This window comes from Simkania negevensis Z (genome assembly GCF_000237205.1).
GTDB classification, from domain to species: domain Bacteria; phylum Chlamydiota; class Chlamydiia; order Chlamydiales; family Simkaniaceae; genus Simkania; species Simkania negevensis.
On sequence record NC_015713.1, the window covers coordinates 526,929 to 553,030 of the forward strand.

Sequence of the window (26,102 nt, forward strand, 5' to 3'; positions counted from 1 at the left end):
GACATAAGGTGGTGGCCTAAGATTTGATGTTGGGTTTTGAGAAACCTGAGTTTTTTTGAGTCTGTCCAAAAATTGAAAAGCAGGGAACACTGACAATTAAATCAATTTTTGAGTATGTATCTATGCTCAAGTAGGAAATTCAATTTGAAGGAAATAATTCATGCCGCTTAAAATGTATGGACAAAATGAGCCTCAAGGCAACTTGGATAAAGTCTCCAATATCATTGGAGTTCTAGGTGGAAAAGGGGGTGTGGGCAAGTCAACTGTGACGGTGAATCTTGCCCTGGCTCTTAGTAAAAGAGGTCGGCGTGTTGGGATTCTAGATGCAGATATTTATGGTCCTTCGATTCGCCACCTTTTAGGAGAAGCGGCTCCACCGGAGCAGATCGGTGTTGAGATCGTTCCTGCCAAAGTGAAAGGGTTAGCAGTCATTTCTGTTGCTTTTTTCCAAGGAGAAGGAGAGGCTTCAATTGTGCGAGCACCTGTAGCCAATCAAATCATTGATCAATTTTTAGGCAAGATTTGTTGGAGAGAGCTCGATGATTTATTAATTGATTTTCCACCTGGAACGGGTGACATTCAAATCACCCTGATGCAAAAAGCAAAGCTATCGGGCGCTGTGGTGGTGACGACGCCGCAAGAAGTGGCTTTGCTTGATGTGAGAAAGTCAGTGAAGATGTGTCAACGAATGGATGTTCCGCTGCTAGGTGTCGTTGAAAATATGAGTTACTTCCTTCATCAAAATCAGCGGTACGCGCTGTTTGGAGAGGGAGGAGGAAAGCTTCTTTCCGATGAGTTTGGGATTCCCCTTTTGGGACAGATTCCAATTGATGCAGAACTGAGTCGAACAGGGGATGAAGGTATTTCCCTTTTCGAAACAGAGGCGATGAGTCGCTCGAACTTTGAGGAAGTTGCAGCTCGACTGGAGTCCCGTTTAAAGGTGATGGCTTCAGCGGATAAAAAGCCAGAGGAATGGGTTTGGCAACATGATTGAGCTTTGCAAGTTAACACAAAATGATCGGTACCAATTTGAAATTCAATGGTCCGATGACTTGGTGCAGCGGTTTCGTTTATCTGATTTGCAAGAGCGCTGTCCTTGCGCCCGCTGTGAGCAAGGAAAAAGAGATGTGAATCCAGCTGTGATGGCAATGAAATTGACAAAAGTAGGTAACTATGCACTCAAAATACAATTTACTGAAGGGTGCTCAAAAGGTATTTACCCTTTTGAACTTTTAAGAGAGATAGGTTCATGAAAAAACTATTTGCCCTAGGCGCTTTGGCTTTTTTGATGTTTGTGGGGTGCTCAAAAGGACCGAAGCAAAATCTTAATCAGTGGATGGCGCAAGATGGACGCTTGAAAGTTCTATCAACGACCGCGATGATTGAAGACGTTGTGAAGCAAGTAGGTGGCGAAGAGATCTGCTCTCTCTGTTTGATTGTGGGGGATCTCGATCCGCATAGCTATGAACTGATTAAGGGAGACGATGAAAAGCTTCAAACAGCAGATTTGATTTTTTATAATGGCGTTGGGTTAGAGCACGGGGCGAGCATTCGGTATTACTTCACACATGATTCCAAAGCTGTTGCAGTAGGTGATACGCTCTTGCAGCGATTTCCTGATAGACTTGTTCGAGTGGGTGGGGAGTTAGATCCACACATTTGGATGGATATGGATCTTTTTTCTGAAATTGTCGATCCGATAGTTGTTGCTTTGAGTGAAAAGGCCCCGACAAAAAAAGAACTTTTTCAAGAAAGGGGACACCGAGTGAAAGAAGAGCTGAAAGCAAAAGACCGTTTGTTTCGTGAAACGATGAGCGAAGTGCCTCCCGAAAAGCGATTTTTGGTCACGAGTCACGACGCGTTTCATTACTTTACTAAGCGGTATTTAGCACTCGAAGAAGAGGAAGATTGGGAAAGACGAGTGCAAGCTCCGGAAGGACTAGCCCCCGATGGACAAATGAGTGTATTCGACATTCAGAAAGTGACTGACTTTTTATGTGAAAATCAGGTGCATGTGGTGTTTCCCGAATCGAATGTGAGCCGTGATTCTCTACGCAAAATTGTCCATGTTTGCAAAAAGAGAGGACTCGATGTTCATATAGCAGATGTGCCACTTTACGGAGATACAATGGCTGGTGCAAACAGTTATGTAGAAATGATGGAACATAATGTAAATACATTAAAATCTCACATGTTGAGGGAAGATGAACAAACCTCTAGTCGTTAAAAAATTGACGGTCAGTTATGGCCACTCTTCAGCTCTTTGGGACATTGACTTTGCAATTGAGTCTGGTCAAATCATTGGAGTGATTGGTCCAAATGGGGCCGGGAAGAGCACTCTTATTAAAGCGTTACTTGGGATCGTTAAACCTCTTTCAGGACAAGCATTATTTTTTGGAAAGCCGTTTAAAAAAAATCGCAGTCGGGTGGCCTATGTGCCTCAAAAAGGATCGATCGATTGGGAATTTCCAACGACAGTTTTTGATGTTGTCCTGATGGGGCGCTATGCTCAGTTGGGACCGTTAAAGTGGTATAGGAAATCAGACCGGGCAAAAGCCTTAGATCTCCTCTGTTTATTGCAAATGGAAGAGCTTAAGGATCGGCAAATTAGTCAACTTTCAGGTGGACAGCAGCAACGGCTGTTTATCGCACGAGCGCTTATGCAAGAAGCCGATCTATTGTTTCTCGATGAACCGTTTGCTGGGGTGGATAAAGCGACTGAAGCTCTCATTATGGAAATTTTGGCGCAGCTGAAAAAAGAAGGAAAAACAATTGTAATGGTTCACCATGACTTAAACACTGTCGAAGCGTATTTTGATTCTTTATTGATCTTAAAAACGAGTCTCATTGCCTGTGGAAAGACAGGAGATGTTTTCAATGCCGACAATTTGAATCGGGCTTATGGAGAAAAAGGAGCTCTGTTTGATGAAGCTCTTAGCCTCTCTCTAAGCAAGTCTTCGGGGTTGAAATGAAATCACTTTCGTTTTGGCAATTTTTTACCGATCCTATTTTGCGAGCACCCACACTCGGTGCGATGCTCATGTGTTTAGCCTCGTCACTGATTGGAGTGCTCTCTTTTGTCCGCCGTCGTTCCTTGCTTGGTGAAGCGTTAGCACATGCGACCTACCCTGGAGTGGTCGTGGGAATTTTGCTCGCTGCAGTGTTTTTTGAACCTTCAAATCCTCTCGCGTTTTTTTGCGTCTTATTTGGGGCCTTTCTCTTTGCATGGTTAGGACTTTTTTGCATTGGTAAATTAGAAAAAAAGTTGCGACTACATCCAGATGCGGCGCTTTGTCTTGTCCTCTCTCTCTTTTTAGGAGCAGGGGTGACATTGGCGAGTCGAGTCCAAATGACCCATCCCGTCTGGTACCAACAAATTCAGGTGTTTCTCTTTGGACAAGCTGCGACTATGGGAGATCAACATATTGGGATTTATGCCCTTCTTTCTCTTTGTATCATGAGCTTTGTGATTTTCCGTTTTCGGCAAATTGAGTTGATGCAATTTGATCGAGAGTTCATGCAAAGTCTTGGTATCCCAATGAAAGGATGTCACATTTTAACTTCTTTTTTACTCATTTTGGCGCTGGTGATTGGGATACGAAGTGTTGGAGTGGTCCTGATGTCAGGCATGTTGATTGCTCCAGCTGCTTTTGCTAGGCAATGGACAGAAAGGCTCGGGAAAATGTTTGTCATTTCTGGTGTTGTTGGCACGATGAGTGGCTTTTTAGGAGTTTATCTTTCTGTAAAATTGCCTCTTCTTATTGATATAGAGCATCCACTTTCTCTCCCAACTGGACCGATGATTTTACTTGTTGCAGTGACATTTACGTTTTTGTCATTGCTCTTTTCTCCGAAACGGGGTTGGGTATCGCGTGCAGTCCGCATTCGCAGCTTTCGCTTGCAGCGGCAAGTTGACCATATTCTTAAAGCTCTTTGGAAGCGAGGAACCCTTTCTTTTAAAGAATTGCAACATGAAATGGGAGTGTCTAACTTTTCTCTTTCTTATCTGCTCTATCTCATCCGAAAAGAAGGGTGGGCAGAAGGAAGTCGCGTTGTGGTATTAACCGGCGAAGGAACACGTCGAGGAGCACGGTTGGTTCGCCTCCATCGTCTGTGGGAACTTTACCTCACTTCAGAGCTTAAAGTGTGTGAAGATCGGGTCCACTTTAGCGCAGAAGAAATGGAACATATTTTAACTCCCGAAATAGAAGAGAGGTTAACTCGCGTTCTCAAAAATCCAACGCAAGATCCGCACCAACAACCTATCCCAACAAGAGAGGAAATTTGATGAATCCATATTGGGGTAAAGGTTTTGGCGGTTTTTTTATGACCCTTTTCGAAAGAATGGGGCAAGCCTTACGCGGCAACTTGGGAATGCAAAATTTGGCGAGTGATGAAATTCAAATTCTAGTTTTGGTTTTGATTGCTTGTTCTTCTGCCTTAGTGGGGACTTTTCTTGTCTTACGTCGTATGACGATGCTGGCCAACTCCCTCTCACATACGATTCTACTTGGAATTGTTGTGACTTTTTTGTTAGTCCGGCATGCAGGTGGGTCCGTGATGACACTCGACTTCCAAACTCTTGTCATCGCCGCACTTGTCACGGGATTTCTGACGACTTTTGTCACTGAATGGTTTCACAAAGGCTTGCGATTGCAAGAAGATGCTAGCATTGGACTTGTTTTCACGACGTTTTTCGCTTTGGGAATTGTGGGGGTCACTCTCTTTTCTAGAAATGCCCATTTAGGAGTCGAAACGATTATGGGAAATGTTGATGCGCTGCATCTTCATGATGTCAGGTTAGCTTTTTACCTCTTTCTCTTCAATTTGGGCTTAATTTTGGTGTTTTTTAAGCGGTTTGCTTTGATGACATTTGACTCTGTATTAGCTCGCAATTTTGGCGTGCCGGTTGTCTTATTAAATCACTTGCTCATGGTACAAGCTGCAGCAACGGCCATTGGGGCGTTTCGAGCCCTTGGAGTGTTTCTCTTTTTGGCCCTCCTTGTTGTTCCTGTTTTAACAGCTCGGTTCTTTTGCCATCGCCTTAAACCGCTGCTAGTTGTTTCTTGCCTCATTGGATCGCTTGGAGCTGTGATTGCTGTGGCTTTCTCTCGCCATTTTCTCTCAGTTTATCAAGTTTCTTTTTCAACAGCAGGGCTCACAGCGATGACCCTGGGTGGGCTGTTTTTGATTGGCATTACCCTCCGCTATGTGCTACTATCACTAAAGAAAAGTAGAAATATCTCTCATGAAAAAGAAACAAATCGCCTTACTCGGAAGCACCGGCTCCATAGGACAGAGCACTCTTAAAGTCGCCGCTCACCTCAAAGACAAAATTCAGGTTGTCGCACTTGCTGCCCATTCGAATATTGATCGCTTAGAAGAGCAAGCTCGCATGTTTCATCCTGAGGTTCTTGCTGTTTATGATGTAAACAAAGCTTTAGAGCTTGAAAAGAGGATTCCCCATATTCCCGTTTTAGCGGGAATGGCAGGACTCGAAGCTGTAGCAACTCATACAAATGTCAACTTTGTCGTATCAGCAATTGTTGGAGCCAAAGGGATTCGGCCCACTTTGAAAGCGATTGAAGCTGGCAAGTCAGTGGGTTTGGCTAATAAAGAGGTGCTGATTGCTGCAGGAGATCTTATCATGAAACGGGTGCGAGAAAAAGGTGTTTCTCTTGTTCCAATCGATAGTGAGCACAGTGCGATTTTCCAATGTCTCAATGGAGAAGAAACCGAGGGGGTCAGACGGATTATTCTGACAGCATCAGGAGGACCCTTTCGTAATTATTCAAAAGAAAAATTGACCCAAGTGACCCCTTCTTGTGCTCTCAAACATCCCAACTGGAGCATGGGGAAAAAAGTCACTATCGACTCTTCCACTTTGATGAACAAAGGGCTAGAGGTGATCGAAGCTCACCACCTTTTTGGGGTGAATCTCGACCAAATTGATGTGGTAGTCCATCCTCAAAGTTTAATTCATAGTTTTGTCGAGTTTGTCGATGGATCGCTCCTTGCTCAAATGGCAGAACACGACATGATCATTCCCATTCAGTACGCTTTGACTTATCCGAGCCGCGCAAAAGGAATTGTCTCTTGTTTCGATTTTCTCAAGTATTCTAAACTAGAATTTTATCATCCGGATCATGCCCGGTTTCCCTGTTTGGGATTAGCTTACGAAGCAGCAAGAAATGGGGGGTCTTTGCCCTGTTTTATGAATGCTGTCAATGAAGTCCTCGTCGATCGCTTTTTAAACGGTGCGATTGCGTGGATAGAGATTGGGCAAAAGCTCGAAACGCTGATGAGTCGACATCGAATCTGTCCAATCAATGATTTAGAAACCATCTTCGCTGTGGATCAAGAAGCCCGCAAAGAAGCAATAAGCATATAGAGGTCCTGTGCATAGTGTGATTTACATCATTTTAGCTCTACTTGGTTTAACCTTTCTCGTTTTCATTCATGAACTCGGGCACTATATTGTGGCCAAACGGCAAGGAATGAAAATCGAAACGTTCAGTATTGGTTTTGGGAAACCCATCGTGTCTTGGATGAGCAAAGGAGTGAAATGGCAAATCTGTTTCATTCTCGTGGGAGGGTATGTCAAAATTGCTGGCATGGATAAAGAAGGAGAGTTAGAACCTCACGAAGTTCCTGAAGGTTTTTACTCCAAAAAGCCCTACTCACGCATCAAAGTTGCTTTAGCAGGACCTGTTGTCAACCTTGTCTTTGCCCTTGTTGCTTTTGGAATCATTTGGGGTCTCGGTGGTCGCGAAAAATCATTTAGTGAATTTACCCGCTTGATTGGCCTCATGGATCCTCAATCCGAGCTCTATGCCAATGGGGTTCGTGCAGGAGATGAAATCACTGAATACAATGGGGAATCTTTTGAAGGATTCAAAGACCTCATTTATGCCGCACTTAAGAATGGACATCCTGCGACGATCGAAGGAAACAAGATCAATTACTTCAAAGACCTCAAAACCCCTTACGACTACACTGTAAAGCCCTATGAAAGTCCTTTAGTTCGCAAAGGGTTGAAAACTGTGGGGATATTGGCCCCAGCGTCTTATCTTATCTACGATGAAATTGCCAATGCACAAACCGATTCTCTTTTTCCCCATTCCCCTATGGCCGTCAGTGGTATTGAAAAAGGGGACCACCTCGTTTGGGTCGATGGAGAACTTGTCTTTTCTCAAAGTCAGCTGATCCAAGTGTTAAATAGTGGTAAGGTTCTCTTGACAGTTAAGAGAGGGGGGCAAGTTTTTTTAGCAAAAGTTCCCCGTCTTGATGCAGTAGACCTGCGATTGACGCGAGAAGAAGCAATAGAGCTGAGGGACTGGAGCTATGAAGCTAACCTCCATAAAAAAGAAGGAACTCTCTACTTTATCCCCTATAACCTTTCTAGCAATCTTACCGTTGAAAATGGCCTTTCGTTTGTGGGAGAGAACTCTAAATTGACCCATGTCTCTAATCTTCCTCCAAGTTCTCCTTTAGATGGTGTGCTTGAAGTCGGAGATCAGATCCTTGCAGTAGATGGGACACCTGTTTCAACGGGCCCTGAGTTTTTAAGTTCTATTCAAACACGTCAAGTGCAACTCATTGTTAAAAGGAACACCAAACTGGGAAAAATTCTCTGGAAAGACGAAGACAAAGCGTTTGAAAACGACACAAATTGGGATGATCTCCTCCCGATTGCTACTTCTATTGGATCCTCTACACCTCTTCGTGAGAATGGAAACTTTTACCTCCTTAATCCCGTCACACCGATTGCTCTGAAAGATTTTCCTTTTCCCGCTGAAATGAAAGCAAAACTCGATCAGGAGTATCAAAAACAACTCGCTGAAGTGGAGAAAATCAGTGATCCTGAAACAAAGGATGCTGTTATGAAAGAAATTCAAGCGTCTCAAAACCGTTTGATGCTTGGCGTTCACTTTCAAGACCGCCTAGTCATTTACAATCCCAATCCTTTTGCTCTTTTTGGGAATGTTTTCCAAGAAATCGCGAATAGTTTAATAGCTCTTATTGCAGGCCCATTAAGCCCAAAGCAACTTGATTTTGGTGGTCCGATTCTGATTGTTCAGATTATGCAACATAGTTGGGCAGTGGGGATTAAAGAAGCTCTATTTTGGCTCGGCGCCATCAGTCTTAACCTTGGTGTACTAAACCTTCTTCCTCTTCCAGTTCTTGATGGGGGACATATCTGTTTTTCGATTATTGAAAAAATTCGAAGAAAGCCCCTCAAAGCAAAAACTATGCAACGGCTCACTATTCCGTTTGTAATCTTGCTTATTTTTGTGTTCATTTACTTAACTTATAATGATCTGACCCGCATTTTTGGGCGTTTTTTTTAGTAGAAAGGTGTACATCACATACGACTATTATAAAGATAAAATTTCTAAATGTTAACAAAATTTGATAGTTTTGAGGTATATTAAATTCCGTTAATAAACGAGGTACTTATGAATTTGAGTGAGACATATGCGTTATTATCTGTTATTTTTCTTGTTTGGTCTGGCTTTTATTGGAATAAATCCGATTTCATCTTTGGGATCTAAATGCTTTGCTTTTGCTCCTAAATTGGATATTCATGCGGATGAAGAAGCTATTCGTCGAGATGGGGAATTGAGAATGAAGATGGAGGCGGAGGATCGGAAACATATTGAAGAAGAACGTCAAAGAAAAGAAGAAGAAGCCAAACGCGAAGAGGAAAAGAAAAAGCGAGAAGAAGAACTAAGAAAGAGAGAGGAGGAAGAACGAGAAGCAAGAAGAGAAGAGCTTGAAAGACAAAGAAGGCTTTTTGGATAATTCTCTCAATTATGTAAAGAATATTTTTTGTTCTAGCCTAAATGCTTGAGGAGTGTTTGCTTATCTCTGATGCTGATTTGAAAAGTAAGTATGAAGATTGAAAAACGCATGCTGCACAAAGGGAGCGAGAGGAGAATAAGTTCTCAAGTAGCTCGCAGTTGCCCGGAAAAAACAAGCAGAGATGACTTTATAATTCCAGGCAGGCGTTAAAATCCCTGGAGCTGCAGGCCATTGATTTGCAGGAGCGACTTCGCTCAAGGCGAAAATAGAGATGTATGCGAGAGTTAAAATGGGCGTTGAAATTTCAGGAGGGGTTGTTTGTAAGATCAATTCATGCATTATCGCCCACACAAGACCAACTTTTGTATCTGTTGTCAGTCCTTGGTCATTTGTTGTTGGCTTTCCAACAAGAGAACGTGTGGCACTAGAGCATACAGAAAAAGAGAAGATGAGACGAAGCGGTAATGCATAAAGGGTCGAAGAGGGGAGAATGATAGAATAGAGACATTCTTCGGCAACGGCGCTAAATAAGAGTTGAGCTAATGTATTTGGAACAGCTCGCTCACTTCCACTTAAGAAGAAAAACCTTGCGATGCGATCGACTCCAGTTGTTAAAGCGTATCCCCCAAATCCTTGAAAAAGGGGGTGAAACTGACTCGAACTTGAAGCAAATTGCGAAGCAGTTTCGCAAAGGCTGGAAATACTCGTCTGTGCACAAAGAGATTGAAGCATAGTTAAATCTCACAAATAAACGGCAAAGGATGCTCCTAAAACACTTTTTTGTCTACCGTGATATGACAACACTCTCTAGAATCGCTTTCCCACCCCTAGGTAAAAGAAATGGTCATAAAATGAGCTGTTGTATTGGAAAGTGTAGCTGGCTTCAGTTTGCCATCCGTTAGCAAAGCGTAATAGCAGATCGACTGCAAGCAAGAGGCTATTTCTAGACGGTCCAAAAGCTGTGACATTTGTGGGTTGGTTTGTGATGACAAAAGGTGTAAATCCGACCGATCGATCACTATTTAAGTACTCTCTGATCCATTCCGCATCGAGTTCGAATGTCACCGTGTAGTTTTTTCTTATTAGGCTGTAACAGGTTCTAGCTCCTAATTGTGTGTTCAAAGAGTCAATAGATTGAGATTTCACTTTTAAGTTGTAAATACCGGCTCCACTTTCTTTGAAACCATCAATGTGATTGTAGATGTACTGCAAGTACAGATAGGGTGTGAATGAAAACTGTTTGGGTAAGGTGAGGGTATACTCCAAACCAAGCAGGGCATCAAAGAGGTTTTGATCTGTATCACTTCTTGCTGTGCTCTTGTTATTAACACCAGTTTTTCGATTTAAGTGGTCCCAAATATGAGCGTATCCAAGAATGGCTTCGATAGAAAGTGCTTGGAGTGCTTGGGGAATAAAGGAGGTATAAATACTTCCATGGAGAATATGGCTTTGATAATCTCCAGAGTTGCTTTTTCCGTCTCCCCAAAGTCTACGGTACTGAAGGGTAGCACCCAGTCCAATATTACAGGGGAATTTTTCAATCTCGCTAAAAAGATAATCTGCGCCAATTAATCCTCCAACAGAGGTGTAGGTTGAGCCGATTTGATCTTTTCTTGAATCGATTTCTCCAAAGGAGGCAACTGGACCAATGTAGACTTTTCCGTATCTTGAGGAGCTCGCTCCTGTCGGGAGTGGCAGTAAGTTGGGGTTGATCTCTTTTTGTTCGGTAGAGTTCATGCTTGGCGGATCATCGAGAGATGCGAGAGTTCCTTTGACTTCTGGGTTTAAGAGGTCAATTTGTGAGATGGCGTTTTGATTTGCTGGGGCAGCACCATTGGGAAGTCGGTCTCTAAATTGAAAGCATTTTCTTCTAATATATGAGTTGTGTTGTTTGAGGATTCCCACGGAAATATGAGAATGATTTCCACTAAAATGTCCTGGAACTGCGGGAGCGGTGTTTAATTGAACAGCATTAGATAGGTAGACGAGATCGGGAATAACTGAGGCGGGAAATCCTTGGAATGAGACGTTAGAAAAGGTGTTTGAAATGCCATTTGCCGTTGTAATTAGATCGAAAGTTTGGTTTGTTGCTAAGGAAGGATCTGAAGAGGCATTGACGATGAGATTTCCACCGAGGGTTGCTTTATCACTTGCAACAACTTTTCCAAAATCTGTACTTGTCAAGAGATTCAACTGAAGAGTGGCTGGGCTACTTTGGGTATAGATTTTTGCTTTGATAATGTCAGAATTATTCAGAGTTCCACCAGTAAATGTAAAATCTGCATCATTGCTTCCCAATGTCGCCCCTTGACTGTTTGTAATACTCCCACCAGTGATCGAGAGAACTCCACCTGAGCCAGTAGTTATCTGAGCACCCGATTGGTTCATGAGGGTATTGCCTGCGATGGTCAGGCTGGCGGGAGTGATTGAGCCATGGTTTGTTAATGTACCACCTGTGTTTCCCTGACTGATGAGTAAACTTTCATTGTTATTAGATGTGATGATGGTGTTGGAACCAAGAGTTAACGTTCCGGAACTTAATTGAATCACCGAGGTGTCATCGAGAACAATGGGAGCGTCAATTGTCGCATTTCCAGCTGTGAGGTGAATAGAAGGATTGGAACTTCCCCCGGGCTGGGCTAAAGTGATCGTACTGGTGTTGTCAAACTGCTTGAGGGTATAGTTGGTCGTAGACGAGTTAAATGAGATGTGGTGAAGTGTAATGGGCTGAGCGGAGCCACCAGTTGAAAGAGTGACAATCACATTTGCAGCGCCAAGCTCAGGAAATGTGGCAGAATCTTGAGAGTTGCCACTAATTCCTGGGATGCAAGAGACCCAGTTCCCGGCCGTTCCCCACTCACCACTACTTGTTGTATTCCAAGTGCCATCGCAACCACCCACACTCAAAACGACTCGGTTTAGGTTGTGTTCATATTTTAATACACCAAAAGGGAGATTAGTAGGGGCGAAAGTGCCAGAGAGTTGCTGCCCTACGCCCGATGATTTTAATAAAACGATTTCAGTTCCAGTAGGAGGAGCAAACCCACCCGTATTTGTCACGTTTAGGGTGCCTGCTAAATTTATTGCACCCATAGTTAAAATGTTTCCAACGGGAGATGCTGAAGCAGTCGGAAAGTTGAGTCCTAACGTTCCAGAACTACTCTGAGTGTAGTTATTTGCCAAGACCTGGTCAGAAGAATTGAGTGAACCACCCGTTAATAATAGATCTGCATTTGAAGATCCTAACATTCCACCTTGATCATTTATAAGAGTGCCTCCCGTAATAGAGAGAAGGCTACCTGAGCCAGCGTTTAACTGACCACCAGATTGATTCGTGACTGAGCCGTTGTTAATTGTGAAATTCCCCCCAGAAGTCATGGTAGAGCTATTTGTAACGGTCGCGTTTCCTCCGATGCTTAAAGTTGTGCCAGCAGTAAATGTTGAAGAATTGTTGATGTTTATGGGATTGACAAGTCCTTGGAGATCTTCGATGTCAATGGGGCCCGTGGTTTGAACGGTCCCATTGTTATTAAGAGTACTTCCTACGATTGTCAGACTGTGAGGAGTGATCGAGCCGTTATTTGTTAATGTTCCGCTCATGTTCCCTTCGGTGATTTGTAAATCTGCGGTGTTAGAAGATGAGATCGTCGTGTTTGAACCTAGAGTTAGCGTTCCAGAACTTAACTGAAGCATTGAGTCAGTATTGAGGACAATGGGAGCATCAATTGTCGGAGTTCCTGCGGTGACATGAATAGTAGGATTGGAACTCCCAACTGGGGCGTCTAAGGTAATCACGCTACTTGTGTTAAACTGTTTGATTGTATAGTTAGTGGTAGAGGAATTAAATGCGATTTCGTGAAGGGTGACAGGTTGAGTAGACCCTGCAGTTGAAAGAGTGGCAGTGACATTTCCTGCACCAAGTTCAGGAAATGTGGCAGAATCTTGGCTATTGTTATTAATTCCAGGGACGCAAGAGAGCCAGTTTCCTACTGTTCCCCATTCACCACTACTTGTTGTGTTCCAAGTCCCATCACAGCCACCTACTCCCAAAATGACTTGGTTTTGGGTATAGTCATATTTTAATTTTCCAAAGGGGAGATTGGTCGTGGAGAATGTGCCAGCGAGTTGCTTTCCTGCCCCTGATGATTGTAGTAAGATGACTTCGCCGCTCGTAAGGGTAAAACCACCCGTACTTGTGACATCTAGTGTGCCATCTAAATTAATGGCACCTGTTGTTGAGATATTCCCAACAGGTGTTGAATTAGTCGTCGGAAAGTTTAATCCGAGCGATCCAGAATTCGCTTGTGTGAAACTGGTAGCATCAATTGTAGCACTGCTTAGGGTTGAGCCCGAGTTGTCTAAACTTCCAACTGTATTTTGGAAGGTTTGAAAGTCGAGAGTTGCTCCAGAGGCAACGGTAACATCTGAACCGAGTCCGAAGGCTCCATAGGTTGAAGTGGAAGCAATGCCTGCTTGAAGTGTTCCAGCGTTGACATTTGTGGGCCCTTGATAAACATTTTGACCAGTGAAAGTCAATGTTCCCGTTCCATTTTTGTTAAAAGCATTTGTCGAAAGTCCTGCAACCACTCCAGAAATGGTCATGTTATGCGTGTTTGTATCGATCGTTCCGTCCCCAAACAAGACAACCGAAGGGGTAAAACTGGAGAAGTCATCTGTAATTTGAAGAATGCCACTTCCTGGGCTATCAAAAACAACTTGTGTGGAGCCAGATGAAAATGTCTGTGGTGTCACACTCAGGGTTCCTTGCTTGATGATCGTTTTTGCAGCGTAGTTATTTCCTACGTTTGTCAAGGTGAGTGTGCCAGCTCCTGTTTTTGTAAGCGGGTTTGCTCCGGTGATAGGACCACTGAGTTCGAGATTGAATCCATTAGTATCAAATCCACCAGGGTTTGCAAGGGTGATAGATTGGCTGAGTGTCATATTGCCAGCGATTTGAAGAGTGCCCCCAAAAGTATTGAACGTGATCGATGATGGAGCTCCTAAACTAGCTGCGTTGCCATTTAAAATCCCTCCTGAGAGGGTGAGAGGCCCTGATAAACTAGAGTTCGTTACAGTTAGTGTTCCCCTCCCAAGTTTTGTCCAAGCTCCGCTTCCTGTTAACGCCCCGGTAAGACTGACATTGTAGTCATTGACACTAATAGAAGCAGTACCCGTGACTTGAAGGGGTTTGTTTGAAGTCAGTGAATCTCCAAAGACAAGCGTTCCCGCACCAGATGTGAAATTGACTTGTGATGTTGAACCTAATCCCTTTAGAACATTTAAAGATCCACCAGTCTCAATGGTCGTTGTTCCTGAATATGTATTTGTTTCCATTAAAGCAAGTGTTCCCGAAGGGACGGCTAAATTACCAGTTCCAGACACGGGTCCGTAAAGAGGGAGATTTGTAGAGCCTCCTGTCACGGTGAGTGTTGCCGAACCTAGAGTGACTGAAGTGTATTGATTCCCAGCCAGGGTTTTTAAGGTGTTATCATTGCCATTTAAAGCCAATGTGCTGGGGCTTCCCATAGGGCCCAGTATCGTCACACTTGGCTGAAAAGATGTGCTTCCAATTGCTCCAGCACTCCCAGCAGTCAGCGTTGCTTGATTTGTGATCGTGCCTACATTGATGACGCCGGTAAATTGGTTTGGACTTGAGGGACTAAGAATCACGCTATCTTGAGTGATATTGACAGCTCCCGAGCAGACAATTGGGCTACCTGATAACGTATAGTTGCCACCACTGAACGTCAATGTGCCAACGGTCAGAGTGCCAATATCATTATTAGGCGTTTTAATTGTAGCTGCTGATGGAAAGACTAAATCATCATTTGCGGCAGGGACTCCGGAAGGGCTCCAATTACTCGCGGTATTCATGGAACTGGTGGTTCCTTGCCAAGTTTTAGTAGCAGCGAACAAATTGAAGGGAATGATTAGTAAGAGTAAAGCTTTTCTTAATCTCATTTAGACTCACATTTTTAAGAGTTAATCCTATCCAGCCCAAGGAGGTGGTGAGCTATTGTAAGTGATTGTAAATTGTGGGTTTGATTGTGTTCCTCCCGATTTTGAGAAGACAATACTATTTAGGAAAAATTGGTCAATTGCAGAATATGTGCTTGTTGCAGAAGCGGGAAGAACGGCTTGGTTTTGAACATTTATATGGTACTCATAATCTGTTCCATCAAAAGTGAACTTGATAATAAAAGGGTTGCTTTCATCGACTTGCACCATTCCTAAGTTTGTACTCGTAGTTGTGGAGGCGGGAACATCTGTATGGGTTGTTGTCCCATCAAAGTAGGTAAACGATACCGTTGTACCGTTTGCCGCCGAACCCATACTTACCTGATAGGCTTGATTGCTTTGCGCAAGATTAGGAACAGTTGTTCCAGATAAACTCTCCAGCGTAACGATAATGTAAGGCTCGGAAGCATCTGTTACTTGCGACGGGTTGCCCACGCCGTCTTGAATTTCAATCCCATTGATCAGCCCGCTCATATTCAATAAGTCATCAAAATCATAACCATACCCTAGCCCATAGTTTGGATTACTAGGTACTTTTCCTTTATTGATTTGTAATTTATGCAGCTCGATGTCGTAAAGGTTATACCAAGGGCCATTGGCATAGCCAGTAGGGTTGCTAAAATAGGTTAGAGCACCATACCCCCCATTGTTATTCACAAAAGGACTACCAGGAGATGTTGTAAATCCTGTATTCGGTAATTCTCCGATCGTAAAGAGCGCGCTGATGAGTTTCGAGAGTTCATTTGTGTATGCTGCGGGAACAGATGCTGGTGTAAAAGGCCATTTAGAGCCACTTAGCAACTGATCAAAATCAAGATTGTTAAGATCAAGTTGCACATCTAGAGTACCGCTGCTTTGAGCTGCGAAATTCAAGACAAGAGGTGAACCTGAGACGGAAGTGATTGTATAGTTTTCAGCTGGTTCATTGGCAGGAAACACTTGAGCATAAAGGGTGTTTGTCAGGTAGTGGTTATAAACAGCTTGGTAAAAACTCGTACTAGCTAGTGGGGGATGCACCGTTTCTGTGCCGTAGTTAGCTGGGAAAAATTTTGGAGCAACTTGCCCCCCTTGAAATTGTGGACTTTTTCCCAAGTCAATGCTGTTTTTTGCTGCGAGAATACGAACGCAACTAGAGGGTGTTGTATCTGTGTAAGGATTATCGTAAAACGGGACGTCCAAATACTCCCATGATGGGTAGGTTTGTCCTTGACCTAATCCGGTATTCATCGCGGAAATGATATTTTCGCGTGTGTTAGAAGCGATTGTGCCAGAGGCATACGTCCCTTCAATATTAATCTCCTGACCTGTCGCGTAACTGTAGGTATACAATTGCATAGGGAGGCAAAAGTAATCGACCCAAGACAAATTTAAAAATAAATTCGTTTCGGAATCGGTAACGGAATTGACCATCCCAAACTCAAAGTCTTGATATAAAGTGTAGAAGTTTGGATCGGTTCGTGAAGTGACAGAAGAATCCTGGATGCCCATGACACCAAGGGCAGGATTGATAGCTGTTCCCAAATACATAGGGAGGTCAATCGAAAGATAAGCTCTAGATGAACTGTTGATGGGGAGATAAATCAAGTAACCATTAGTGAAACCAGGTGGTAAGTCGGTAGCTGTGGGAAGCTGGTTAAGAGTTTTACTCACTTCAGCTGAGCTTGGGGAGCCGCTTCCCGTAGGGTAGACAAACTGACAAACTCCATTTCCGTCTGGAACCAAAAAACAGGGGAAACCGTTCGGGTCATTTCCATGAGCGACGAAGTAAACGCGACTTGCATCCAGAGTTGAATTATTCACTAAAACAACGGGACAGAAGTTTTGCAGTGGTGTCGGCGGAACGGCTTGCAAAAGTTGCGTAGAGAGAATTGTCGCTACAAAGACTATTATTCTAGCAAAATAGGAAAGATACATATTCGCTGTCCTTTTATTTTTTTGGGGATCGCTTACTTTGGTTCAATCAAAAAGCTAATCCTACTAAGAATGGGAATTTTTTTTTTAATTTTTTTTCATGAAATGGAATTCTAGTCTTTTCGAGTGTGCAGAAAAGTGAGTTTTGCGTATCGTAAAAGGAAAATTTTCCTGACAGCTCAATTATGTAGGTCGAAATGTCACGAGAATGTAAAAAAATTCGCTCAAAAATCATCACTTTAAAACATTGAGATAGGTTCATGGCAAAACTCTACTTTTATTACTCGGCAATGAACGCGGGAAAAAGTACAACACTGCTTCAATCGAGTTACAACTACCGTGAAAGAGGGATGAACACCCTCCTTTTGGCCCCTCGGTTTGATGATCGCTTTGGCGATCCTGCAATTTATTCGCGCATTGGCCTGAAACAGGAAGCTCTTTTGTTCGAAAAGGGGACGAATATCTACTATCAAACCGAAGAAAAAATCGATGAGATTGGCGCATTGCATTGTGTTCTAATTGATGAAGCCCATTTTCTTACGAAATCACAGGTAGCACAACTCGTTTCAATTACGAAAAAACTACACGTTCCTGTTTTGTGTTATGGTCTCCGGTCAGACTTTTTAGGAGAGCCCTTTGAAGGGAGCCAGTATTTGCTCACTTGGGCGGATGAACTTGTTGAAATTAAGACCATTTGCCATTGCGGAAGCAAAGCAACCATGAACATGCGTATCGACGAGGAAGGGAGTCCCGTAAGTAAAGGAAATCAAGTCCATATTGGTGGGAATGAAAGTTACCTTTCAGTTTGCATGAAGCATTTTGTCGAAGCCATCGATGCCATCGAAGAAATTGCATTTGGAAAGACCCATTCTAATAGGAGTTAATCATGTCAGTGACCCAATCTTCCCCGTCTGAAGTGAGTCTTTGGAAAAAAGCAATTCTCCCTTGGATCGTCTGTTTTTCGGCGTCCCTTTTTTTTGCTTATGAATTGCTTCAATTGCATGTAATGAATGCCTTATCCCCAATGCTTATTCGGGATCTTGGACTCAATGCAACTCAATTTGGAACGCTCAGTTCCACCTATTTACTTGCTGATGTGATCTTTCTTTTGCCTGCTGGCATTTTGCTCGACCGTTTTTCAGTGCGGAAAGTCATTTTAACAGCCCTTTTTCTCTGCGTGATTGGAACTTTGGGCTTTAGCCGCGCTCACTCGTTTGGTTTTGCCTGTGTTTGTCATTTTCTTTCAGGAATAGGCAATGCTTTTTGTTTCTTAAGTTGCATGATGCTCATTTCACGTTGGTTTCCTAAAGAAAAACAAGCGTTTATTGTCGGACTGATGATCACTATGGGGATGCTTGGAGGTGTTGTAGCGCAAGTTCCCTTTTCCCTTCTTGCCCAAAAATTTGATTGGCGTCAGGCTCTCTTTATCGATGGTCTGATTGGTGTTGCTATCTTTGCGTTAATTTTTTCCTTTGTCAAAGACGCGCCAAAAGGATTTCTCAGAGCTGAAGAAGAAAGCGCTGAGCTTCCATTTTGGGAAGGAGTTAAACGTTCAGTCCTTAACATCCAAAACATTTGCTGCGGGCTATATACGTGCTTTTTAAACATGCCGCTTATGATCATCAGTGCTGTTTGGGGAACCCTTTTTCTTACGCAAGTGCACGAGATTCCTTTGACCAATGCTTCCTTTATCGTCAGTATGATTTGTATGGGAACCATTGTCGGATCGCCGATCTATGGCTGGGTTTCTGATAAAATCGGTAAGCGCCGCTTGCCAATGCTATTTGGAGGCCTCACTTCACTGATTGTGATGTTTGCCATTATCCTCATTCCTCATCCATCTGAGAAAATGCTCACAGCTTTATTCTTTGCATTGGGCTTTTTTACGAGCAGCCAAGTGATCGGGTATCCGACCATTACAGAAAGTAATCCTAAAGAGCTAACGGGAACTTCGATGGGCATTGCCGCGCTGATCATCATGGGGATAGCAGGAGTGATTCAACCTCTTTCAGGCAAATTGCTCGACTATAGCTGGAGTGGAGCGATGCAAAATGGTGCACCTCTCTATGCTTTAAAAGATTTTATGACAGCGTTTATGATCTTCCCGATCGGGTTTGTCATTGCCCTCATAGCATTAGCAAGGATCAAAGAACCTCAAAAAGCTGCTGCTTCACTAAAAACTTAAGAGTTGCAAGCAAAGTCAGAGTATTTTAACGTTTGGCCCATCTTTGTTAAAATGAGGGCTAATAAAATGTTACATGAGAAAAATTCAAGCGGGGCTTCTCCTGCCATGCAAGCTGCATATTGTGGTCATTTTCATTTGGTTGAAAAACTAATTGATCGCGATGAAAATTTGATGCAAACACGGGACAATGACAACAACACCCTTCTCCATGTTCTTCAAGAATGTCCGAAATTATTTAAGCGGATTGCAGAGTATGATCCTAAGCTCCTTCACGAAAAGAATGAATACAGTGGGGACTATCCGATCCACTCTCTTGGATATTATACCAAGCAATTTGAGCTTCTCAAATGGGTGATTCAGAAAGAACCAACTGTGCTTCAACAACGAAATAAAAGCGGTCGACTCTTGATTCATCAGTTTGTGCAAAATCAATTAGATTATGAAGGGTTCACTCTGTTTTTATGGTTGATTGAGCAAGATCCTACTCAATTGGAAGCTAAGGATGACGAAGGGTATAGTTTACTTCATCATGCGTTTTCTAGTTCAAACTTTCAAGTCATCAAGTGGCTTTTAGAAAAAGATCCTTCTTGCGCAAATGACAGAACAAAAGAAGGCTTATTGCCCATCCATTTCTTAAGTTGGTATGAAAAGAACCAGGGTTTTATCCGTTGGTTTTTCGAAAAATATCCTGAGCAACTTCTAGAAAAACAGCCATCAGGGGATTTGCCTATCCATTTTGCTTGCCAAGCTGGCTATGAAGAACTCGTCATGTGGATATTAGAGCAAGATCAAGTGGTCCAAACTGTGTCATGAAAAAACAAGTGTTCTCCTGCCTATTTTTCTCACTTTTTACCCTTGCGCAGGGGCAATCATTTGAAGAAGAAGTGTTTGATGAGTTCAAGAAGGCTGATGAAAGGTGGATTGAATTTAAAAACAACTTAACAATCTATCTCGATGAGATAAAGCTCCCTTCTCGGAAAGCCGATGAAGGTGAACTTGACATCTACTTTGCTGAAAAGTGGGAAGCTTCCTATAAAGCTTTACAACAGAAAATAGGAGAGCTTCAGCAGTCGTTTTGGGACTTTAGAGAAAAACTAGAAGAGGTGGTTGCATATCATGCGGAAAGCACTCATGTCTCTTATGCAAAAGCGTCTGTTTCAGTTGAAGCAACTCAGTGGTACACGACATATCTTGAGAAAAACCTTTTTGGATTTGAGCCAGGAAAGCAACGAGAAATTAAAACCGATTTAAAGCTGAGTCAAGATGTAACGAGAAGTTTTCCCTATTCGTTTGTGGAACCTCCCTACATTAGCCCCCATGTCATTCACAGTCTGACGCCCCCATGGCCGAGCTATGCGCATAATGATGGAAGTGCCATTGAACTTTGGAATGGGCAAAGTAAAGCCATAGAAAATTATGAATTCCCCTCATTCACTCAAGAACTGAGTTCCTTGGAAACAGCATCGTTTGAGTATTCTTATATTGGTAAAACGGATCAAGATGTTTACGTTTTGTTGACAGATGAATGTGGTGGAGGAAGAGGGCAGTTTAAAGGGTTATTGTTTTTTACAATTGAAGTGGAACCTTATTTAGCTGATGAAAACGGAGAACGAGAACGGGTTGTCATTAAACGGGTTGGTGAACATTTTTTGGGAGATAGATGGTTTGGGCAATTGAAGGTAGAAGGCAATCAAGTGACTCTTGTTACAGAAGGATATCGCCAAACCGAAATTAAGCCTCAGTCAGTCATCTTAGATCTTCAGCATTTTTTCCCCTCACGTCCCTTAAGTCCAATCTTTGCAGAGCGCCTTGTGACAAGAAATGAAGATGGACCTCTTTTTTGGGCGGTTTATCAAGATGATTCCGATACGCTGTTGGCGCTCATGGAAGAGCGAATTTCTAAAGAGCTCATTCAGAGATTACTGCACATCGCTAGTCGGCATGGCTGTTTTAAATGCCTCAGCATCTTACTCGATCATGGAGGCGATCCGAATTTTTCTGACCGGGAAGGCAACACTCCTTTGCACTGTGCTGTTGACAGTAGAGAGTTTGAGAGCGTGAAAAAGCTCATTGAAAAAGGTGCTCTGATCAACGCAGAGAATTTTCATGGACTCACTCCTTTAGTTTTAGCTGTGAAAAAAGGAAAACCCGAAGTCGTAAACTATCTTTTAGAGAAGGGGGCAGCGGTTGATTTTGTCGATCAAGATGGAAAAAATCTCTTGCATTATGCCCTTTATGATGGATGGGATTGTGAAATTGCCGAAAAGCTTTTTTCTCTCGGCGTCAAAGCTAACCGTTCGGACATGCTCCCTCAGGCGGCGTGTCTTGGCAGTCGACTCATCGTCAGCCACATGCTTGATCAGGGAGTTGATATCAACTCAGAAAATCAGTGGGAAGAGACCGCTCTAATGAATTGCTTTCGATTCGGAGAGATGCGTGAAGAGCTCGCCGATTATCTTCTTGAAAAAGGAGCAGACCCGTTTGCGCATAAATGGGATGGCGATGCGCCTATTTTAAAGATCATTGATTTTCGCAGTATGCACCTCTTGCAAAAGTGTCTTTCGAAAGGGGTGGATTTAAACTGTAAAAGATTGAAAATTTCCCCCCTTTATCGAGCAGCTGAAATCGATTGGCTCGAAGGTGTCAAACTTCTTTTAGAGCAGGGCGCTAATGTCAATTTGCAAAACTCTTCTGATGGCTGGTCGAAGGGCGGGCGGACACCTCTGCATGCTGCCGCAGAAAACGGAAATCTGGAGATGGTCAAACTCCTGAGAGGACATGGCGCAGACCTTTTTCCTCCAGATGTCAAAACCCCCTTTGCCCTTGCAGCAGAATGCAATCACAAAAGTGTGCTTCTATATTTCATTTCTGAAGGTTTTTTAAGTCCGTAATCAATGAGTTTTAAATTTCTCATACCAAAATGCGATTTTGTTAATTTGGTATGAAATGGGTTTCATGAGGAATCTGATGGTCTTTGAGAAGGTGGGCGAGTGATCTGAGCCCATGGCTTTCTGCGAGCTCAAGAGGCGCGACTCCTTCTGCATCGGGAATGGTCCAATCTGCTCCATTGTTTATTAAGTGTATTGCAATCCCTTCTAAGCGGTAGCGTATGACGTGAATCAAGTAAGTATCCCCATTTTTTGCTTTCGCATCAATCTTGGCTCCTGCGTCGAGGAGTAGATCGATGATTTGGATGTAGGCGTTTTCTATTTCGGGATAGTGAGCCGTTTCAGGATGGCTTCTAGCAAAATGGAGAGGAGGGAATCCATTGGATTTACGGTTGGGATTCGCTTTTGCTTCAAGCAATAATTGCGTGGCTTCTACATTTCCGTTTTTGATGGCTGCAGTGAGAGGTGTCAGTGGGAGGAGGTCTTGGAAGTTTTCAGGAAATTTTGGCTTGGAACGGGGTTCCCAATCAGGGCGAAGAGAAAGAGAGAGAAGGTAGCATAAGACTTCTGTTTGATTGTAGCGGGCAGCAATGTATAGCAAGGAAAAGCATCTGAAGCGCATCACCTGTTTGAGATTGGCGCTATGGGAGGTAAGTTTTTTCAGCATTTCGAGGTTTCCATTGTAAACAGCAGGCGCTAGGGCAGAGTGAAAAAAACCAGTTGGGTGATCTTTTGCTCCATGTACAATGAGTTGATCAAATGCAGTTTCATTTTGAAATTTAACAGCTATGAAAAGGGGAGAGAACATGAGCACTTTAGCTAAGTTACAATCGGCACCATACTCGAGAAGAAGATTCATGATTTCATAGTGGTGGTTTTGGATAGCAGCATGAAGGGGAGCAAGGCCGTGATGCGTTGTGATGTTTGGTTTTGCACCTTGATTCAGGAGGAATTCTACACAGGCTGTGTGTCCTGCTTGGGCAGCACAGTAGAGAGGAGTGAGTGTGAAAGTGGGGTCGATGTCATTGATTTGTCCCCCATGTTCCACTTCCTTTTTTAAGAGTTCAAGGTTGCCAAGGTAAGCTGCTTGGTGAAGTGGAGGAAGGGTGGAAGAGGTGAAAGGGGGGTAGTTTTCCAGACCATACAGAATACGAATCTCATCTTCTAGTCCGATGTAACCGGCAATGGCTCCTTGCACTGCGTAGCAGTTCATCATTTTAAGCTCTTCTTCTTTTTTGGGATCTAGCGAAGCGAAAAGAAGGTGTGCAGCTTCGATCTGAGAGAAATCAAATGCGCGCCTAATGCAACGGCCATAATAATGGGAAAGGTCTGCTCCTGCTCGGAGCAAGGCTTGTATGGCATGACAGTTGTTTCGAACTGCAGCAAACTCTAAGGGAGTGCAATCCAATTGCAACTCGTTAGGATCTGCCCCATGCTCGAGTAAGTCAATGAGGATTTCGGGCTTTTGGTTGCGGATGGCGCATATGATTGGGGTGTCTTCTTCTCCATTAGGTGGGAGGTGAAGATCGACTCCGTGCTCGACTAAAATTTTAACTTTTTCTCTTTGATTATTGAGAATAGCGTTTCGCAAAGCGCCATATTCGTCTTTGATGTCGATATATTTTGTTAAAAAAAGCAACAGCATGACGCTGCCAAAAGCGACTGCTAGGTGGAAAACACTTCGATTTTTAACATCTTGATGTTTAAGATTCGCACCCGCCTTTGTCAAAGCTTCGGTGATTTCTAAGTCATCATGCTCTACAGCAATTGATAGAGGTGTTTTCCCTTCAGAGTTTTCAACGTCAACTGTTGCGCCGGCTTGAAGCAAAACCTCTACGATCAAAGGAGCTCGTAAAAGACAAGCAAGATGTAGAGCTGTATCTCCATTTTTGGTTTGGGAGTTGAGATCTGAGGGGAGGAGGGTTTTGACTACTTCTAAATCTAACATCGCGACAGCTTGCATCAATGGGGTGAAAGAGGGATCTTGTTTCCAAAGATCAAGTAAGTTGAGGTGAATGGTGAGCTCGTGCTGATCAGTGAGCCATTCAAAATTTTCGGTAAAACGTCTCCTTTCCCAATGAAAATAAAAATGGAGGGCAAGGAAAAGGTCTCGTGAGAGGGGAGGAAATTCGTAGAGGGCTTGAAAGAGACATTCTTCAAATGCGATACGAAAGCTCAAATCGGCAAACAACCCTTCTTTAACAAACCTTTTGAAGACTTTGAGAGCCTGGTCTTGAGGAGAGTTAAGAAGTTCTAAGACTTTTACTTGTGCCTTTTCATCTAAAAGGGGGAAGCAGACATCTTCACGAAGAGAAGATTCTTCACCACTTAAAGCCTCTTCATAAGCCTGCCGAAGTTTAGCAAACCCTTCAGGATCATCTTCGGGATTTGTCAGCTTTAATGCTTGTGCATAAGCTTGTCGGATCCGCTTTTTGTCAGTAGTCGGCTCAATGTTTAGAATAGTCCAGATATTCATAGAGTGCTTGCTTGATTTCTTCGATAGTATGTGGATTTTGAGTATTTAATGCCGCGTTAAATTCATCGATCATAGAGGCGAGCTCCTGTCGAGTTTCTCCTCTATGAAACTCAAACAAAGACTCCAGTTTTGCCATAATTGCCCGATTTTCGGGAAGATCGCGAGGGTGAATTTTTAAACTTGTAAGTTTTCTTAGGCTATTTTGGACCTCTTCATCTGATAAGTGGTGGTCTTGGTTTTGAATCAAAATCTTTTTTTTGTCGCCTGTACTATTGACTGTTGCTTCCACCTCTAAAAGGCCATTGATGTCGTAGCTAAAACGGACATCAACCGATTCTTGGCTTGCAGATGCTGGAGGAACAAGAATCTCAAATTCCCCAATTTTAATATTATCAGAGAGTTTATAGCTTTCGCCTTGATAGACATCGATACACATACGTGTTTGTTGATCTAGAGTTGTCCAAAAAGTCGAAACCCGGCTGGTAGGAATAGTTGTGTTGCGTTCGATGATCGGGCAAAAACTGTAAGTCTGATACTGCGTTTTGTAAATACTCGTCCCTAGTGAAAAGGGGCAGATGTCAGTGATGACAACATCGCGAAGTTCTTCATGCCGCTCTTTAAGGGCCGCTTGTACACCGGCTCCTAAAGCAACAGCTTCATCGGGGTGAACAGCTGTTTGTGGAAACAGCCCCAGCATTTTTGCGATGGCAGATTGAATCAAAGGCATTCGTGTTGCTCCTCCAACGAGGATCACCGCATCTAATTCGTGAGGGCGAATACGTGCATCGCTCAGCGCTTGCTCAAGCGGTGCTTGAAGTCGATCAAAAAGTGGGGAAGCGAGCTTTTGAAATTGGCTGCGGGTGAATGGAAAAACAACCTCTTGCTCATCAAGAGTTATTTGAAATGTCGTTTCCTCATGGCTGCTAAGAGCGTGTTTGACGATATGAGTTTGCTCGTAAAATGACTGTTGAACTTCTTGTGGCAACTCAATGAGATCGATTTGGAAGCGCTTCCAAAGCTGACCTTTCATGAATTCGGCAATCAGTTGAGAAAAATCTTCGCCCCCTAAGTAGTTGTCACCTGCGCTTGAACAAACTTCGATCACCCCAGAAAATAGTTCCACAATAGAGACATCGAAAGTCCCACCACCGAGGTCGAAAACTAAAAACTTTGTTTCTAAATCTCGTTTATGAAGACCGTATGCTAAGGCGGCAGCAGTTGGCTCATTAATGAGTCGTTCCACCTGAACTCCCGCAAGTTTTCCTGCTAAATGTGTGGCTTTTCGTTGAGCATTATTGAAATAGGCTGGAACTGTGATAACAGCTTCTGTAACCTTTGTCCCAAGAAACGCTTCAGCATCACGGATAAGGCTTTTCAAAACCATGGCGCTCAGTTCTTCGGGAAGAAAACTCTCATTTCCGAGAAGGAACTTTTTTGCCGTTCCCATATAACGCTTAAAATTGCGGAGCGCATGGACCTTCTTCAATGCAGAATCTCCAACAAGAAGATGACCTTCCTCATCAAGTGCAACAACAGAGGGAGTAAGCATTTTGCCATACTGGTTGGGGATCAAAATAGGCTTTTGATCTTTCCAAACAGAAATGAGGCTATGTGTTGTTCCTAAATCGATCCCGATCATAAAAACTCATGTTACAAAGGGCATAATGATACTGGAATCTGGTAAAAAAATACAGTTGGAAACGCCCCTTGACTTAGCTTTAGAAAACCAATGGGAAGAGACCTCTCTATTGAATTGTTTTTGATTCAGAGAGGTAGATGAGGAGCAGACCTTTTTATGTATATGGCGTGCGCCTATTAT

The 26,102-nt window shown here is 43.2% G+C and carries 18 protein-coding genes; 13 read left to right on the top strand and 5 right to left on the bottom strand.

Annotated elements, in window-relative coordinates; genetic code table 11:
- Positions 1-160 precede the first annotated feature (160 nt).
- From SNE_RS03025 to SNE_RS12140, 9 genes are all read left to right on the top strand, one after another.
- The gene (locus tag SNE_RS03025) at positions 161-994 is read left to right on the top strand and encodes an Mrp/NBP35 family ATP-binding protein (RefSeq protein WP_148258933.1); all 834 of its coding nucleotides are present in this window, start codon (positions 161-163) and stop codon (positions 992-994) included.
- The gene (locus SNE_RS03030; RefSeq protein ID WP_013942855.1) at positions 987-1,253 is read left to right on the top strand and encodes a DUF971 domain-containing protein; all 267 of its coding nucleotides are present in this window, start codon (positions 987-989) and stop codon (positions 1,251-1,253) included. Before SNE_RS03025 ends, SNE_RS03030 begins: the two co-directional genes overlap by 8 nt.
- Complete coding sequence (locus SNE_RS03035) at positions 1,250-2,227, top strand: metal ABC transporter solute-binding protein, Zn/Mn family (protein WP_013942856.1); 978 nt, start codon at positions 1,250-1,252, stop codon at positions 2,225-2,227. The genes SNE_RS03030 and SNE_RS03035 overlap by 4 nt, the downstream gene beginning before the upstream one ends.
- Entirely contained in the window at positions 2,205-2,972 is a 768-nt protein-coding gene (locus SNE_RS03040) for a metal ABC transporter ATP-binding protein (RefSeq protein ID WP_013942857.1), read from the top strand. Before SNE_RS03035 ends, SNE_RS03040 begins: the two co-directional genes overlap by 23 nt.
- Complete coding sequence (locus tag SNE_RS03045; protein WP_013942858.1) at positions 2,969-4,288, top strand: metal ABC transporter permease; 1,320 nt, start codon at positions 2,969-2,971, stop codon at positions 4,286-4,288. The genes SNE_RS03040 and SNE_RS03045 overlap by 4 nt, the downstream gene beginning before the upstream one ends.
- Positions 4,288-5,310, top strand: coding sequence for a metal ABC transporter permease (locus SNE_RS03050; RefSeq protein ID WP_013942859.1), 1,023 nt, complete (start codon positions 4,288-4,290; stop codon positions 5,308-5,310). Before SNE_RS03045 ends, SNE_RS03050 begins: the two co-directional genes overlap by 1 nt.
- Entirely contained in the window at positions 5,249-6,391 is a 1,143-nt protein-coding gene (locus SNE_RS03055) for a 1-deoxy-D-xylulose-5-phosphate reductoisomerase (RefSeq protein ID WP_013942860.1), read from the top strand. The genes SNE_RS03050 and SNE_RS03055 overlap by 62 nt, the downstream gene beginning before the upstream one ends.
- 7 nt (positions 6,392-6,398) lie before the next feature.
- Entirely contained in the window at positions 6,399-8,351 is a 1,953-nt protein-coding gene (locus SNE_RS03060) for a site-2 protease family protein (protein ID WP_041418730.1), read from the top strand.
- Between the two features lie 127 nt (positions 8,352-8,478).
- A complete protein-coding gene (locus SNE_RS12140; protein ID WP_013942862.1) occupies positions 8,479-8,805 on the top strand; it encodes a hypothetical protein in 327 nt (108 codons plus the stop codon).
- A 60-nt stretch (positions 8,806-8,865) separates the two neighbouring features.
- Here the strand turns inward: SNE_RS12140 and SNE_RS03070 are convergent, their stop codons facing one another.
- From SNE_RS03070 to SNE_RS03080, 3 genes are all read right to left on the bottom strand, one after another.
- Positions 8,866-9,537 (bottom strand): hypothetical protein, encoded by a 672-nt coding sequence (locus tag SNE_RS03070; protein ID WP_013942863.1) that lies wholly within the window; start codon positions 9,535-9,537, stop codon positions 8,866-8,868.
- A 75-nt stretch (positions 9,538-9,612) separates the two neighbouring features.
- The gene (locus tag SNE_RS03075) at positions 9,613-14,679 is read right to left on the bottom strand and encodes an autotransporter domain-containing protein (RefSeq protein ID WP_158307204.1); all 5,067 of its coding nucleotides are present in this window, start codon (positions 14,677-14,679) and stop codon (positions 9,613-9,615) included.
- A 114-nt stretch (positions 14,680-14,793) separates the two neighbouring features.
- Positions 14,794-16,737 carry a beta-1,3-glucanase family protein gene (locus SNE_RS03080; protein ID WP_013942865.1) on the bottom strand — a complete coding sequence of 648 codons (1,944 nt, stop codon included), beginning with the start codon at positions 16,735-16,737 and terminating at the stop codon, positions 14,794-14,796.
- Positions 16,738-16,994: 257 nt separating this feature from the next.
- On the opposite strand from SNE_RS03080, the gene SNE_RS03090 reads away from it, so the two are divergent.
- The 4 genes from SNE_RS03090 to SNE_RS03105 all read left to right on the top strand — a co-directional run bounded on the left by SNE_RS03090 (position 16,995) and on the right by SNE_RS03105 (position 21,810).
- On the top strand, positions 16,995-17,618 hold the full coding sequence (locus SNE_RS03090; protein WP_013942867.1) for a thymidine kinase: 624 nt from the start codon (positions 16,995-16,997) through the stop codon (positions 17,616-17,618).
- Between the two features lie 2 nt (positions 17,619-17,620).
- Entirely contained in the window at positions 17,621-18,919 is a 1,299-nt protein-coding gene (locus SNE_RS03095; protein WP_013942868.1) for an MFS transporter, read from the top strand.
- A 66-nt stretch (positions 18,920-18,985) separates the two neighbouring features.
- Positions 18,986-19,732 (top strand): ankyrin repeat domain-containing protein, encoded by a 747-nt coding sequence (locus SNE_RS03100; RefSeq protein ID WP_041418732.1) that lies wholly within the window; start codon positions 18,986-18,988, stop codon positions 19,730-19,732.
- Positions 19,729-21,810 (top strand): ankyrin repeat domain-containing protein, encoded by a 2,082-nt coding sequence (locus SNE_RS03105; RefSeq protein WP_013942871.1) that lies wholly within the window; start codon positions 19,729-19,731, stop codon positions 21,808-21,810. The genes SNE_RS03100 and SNE_RS03105 overlap by 4 nt, the downstream gene beginning before the upstream one ends.
- A gap of 40 nt (positions 21,811-21,850) precedes the next feature.
- Here the strand turns inward: SNE_RS03105 and SNE_RS03110 are convergent, their stop codons facing one another.
- Both SNE_RS03110 and SNE_RS03115 read right to left on the bottom strand, forming a co-directional pair.
- A complete protein-coding gene (locus SNE_RS03110; protein ID WP_013942872.1) occupies positions 21,851-24,283 on the bottom strand; it encodes an ankyrin repeat domain-containing protein in 2,433 nt (810 codons plus the stop codon).
- Positions 24,255-25,922 (bottom strand): Hsp70 family protein, encoded by a 1,668-nt coding sequence (locus SNE_RS03115; RefSeq protein ID WP_013942873.1) that lies wholly within the window; start codon positions 25,920-25,922, stop codon positions 24,255-24,257. Before SNE_RS03115 ends, SNE_RS03110 begins: the two co-directional genes overlap by 29 nt.
- Between the last annotated feature and the right edge of the window lie 180 nt (positions 25,923-26,102).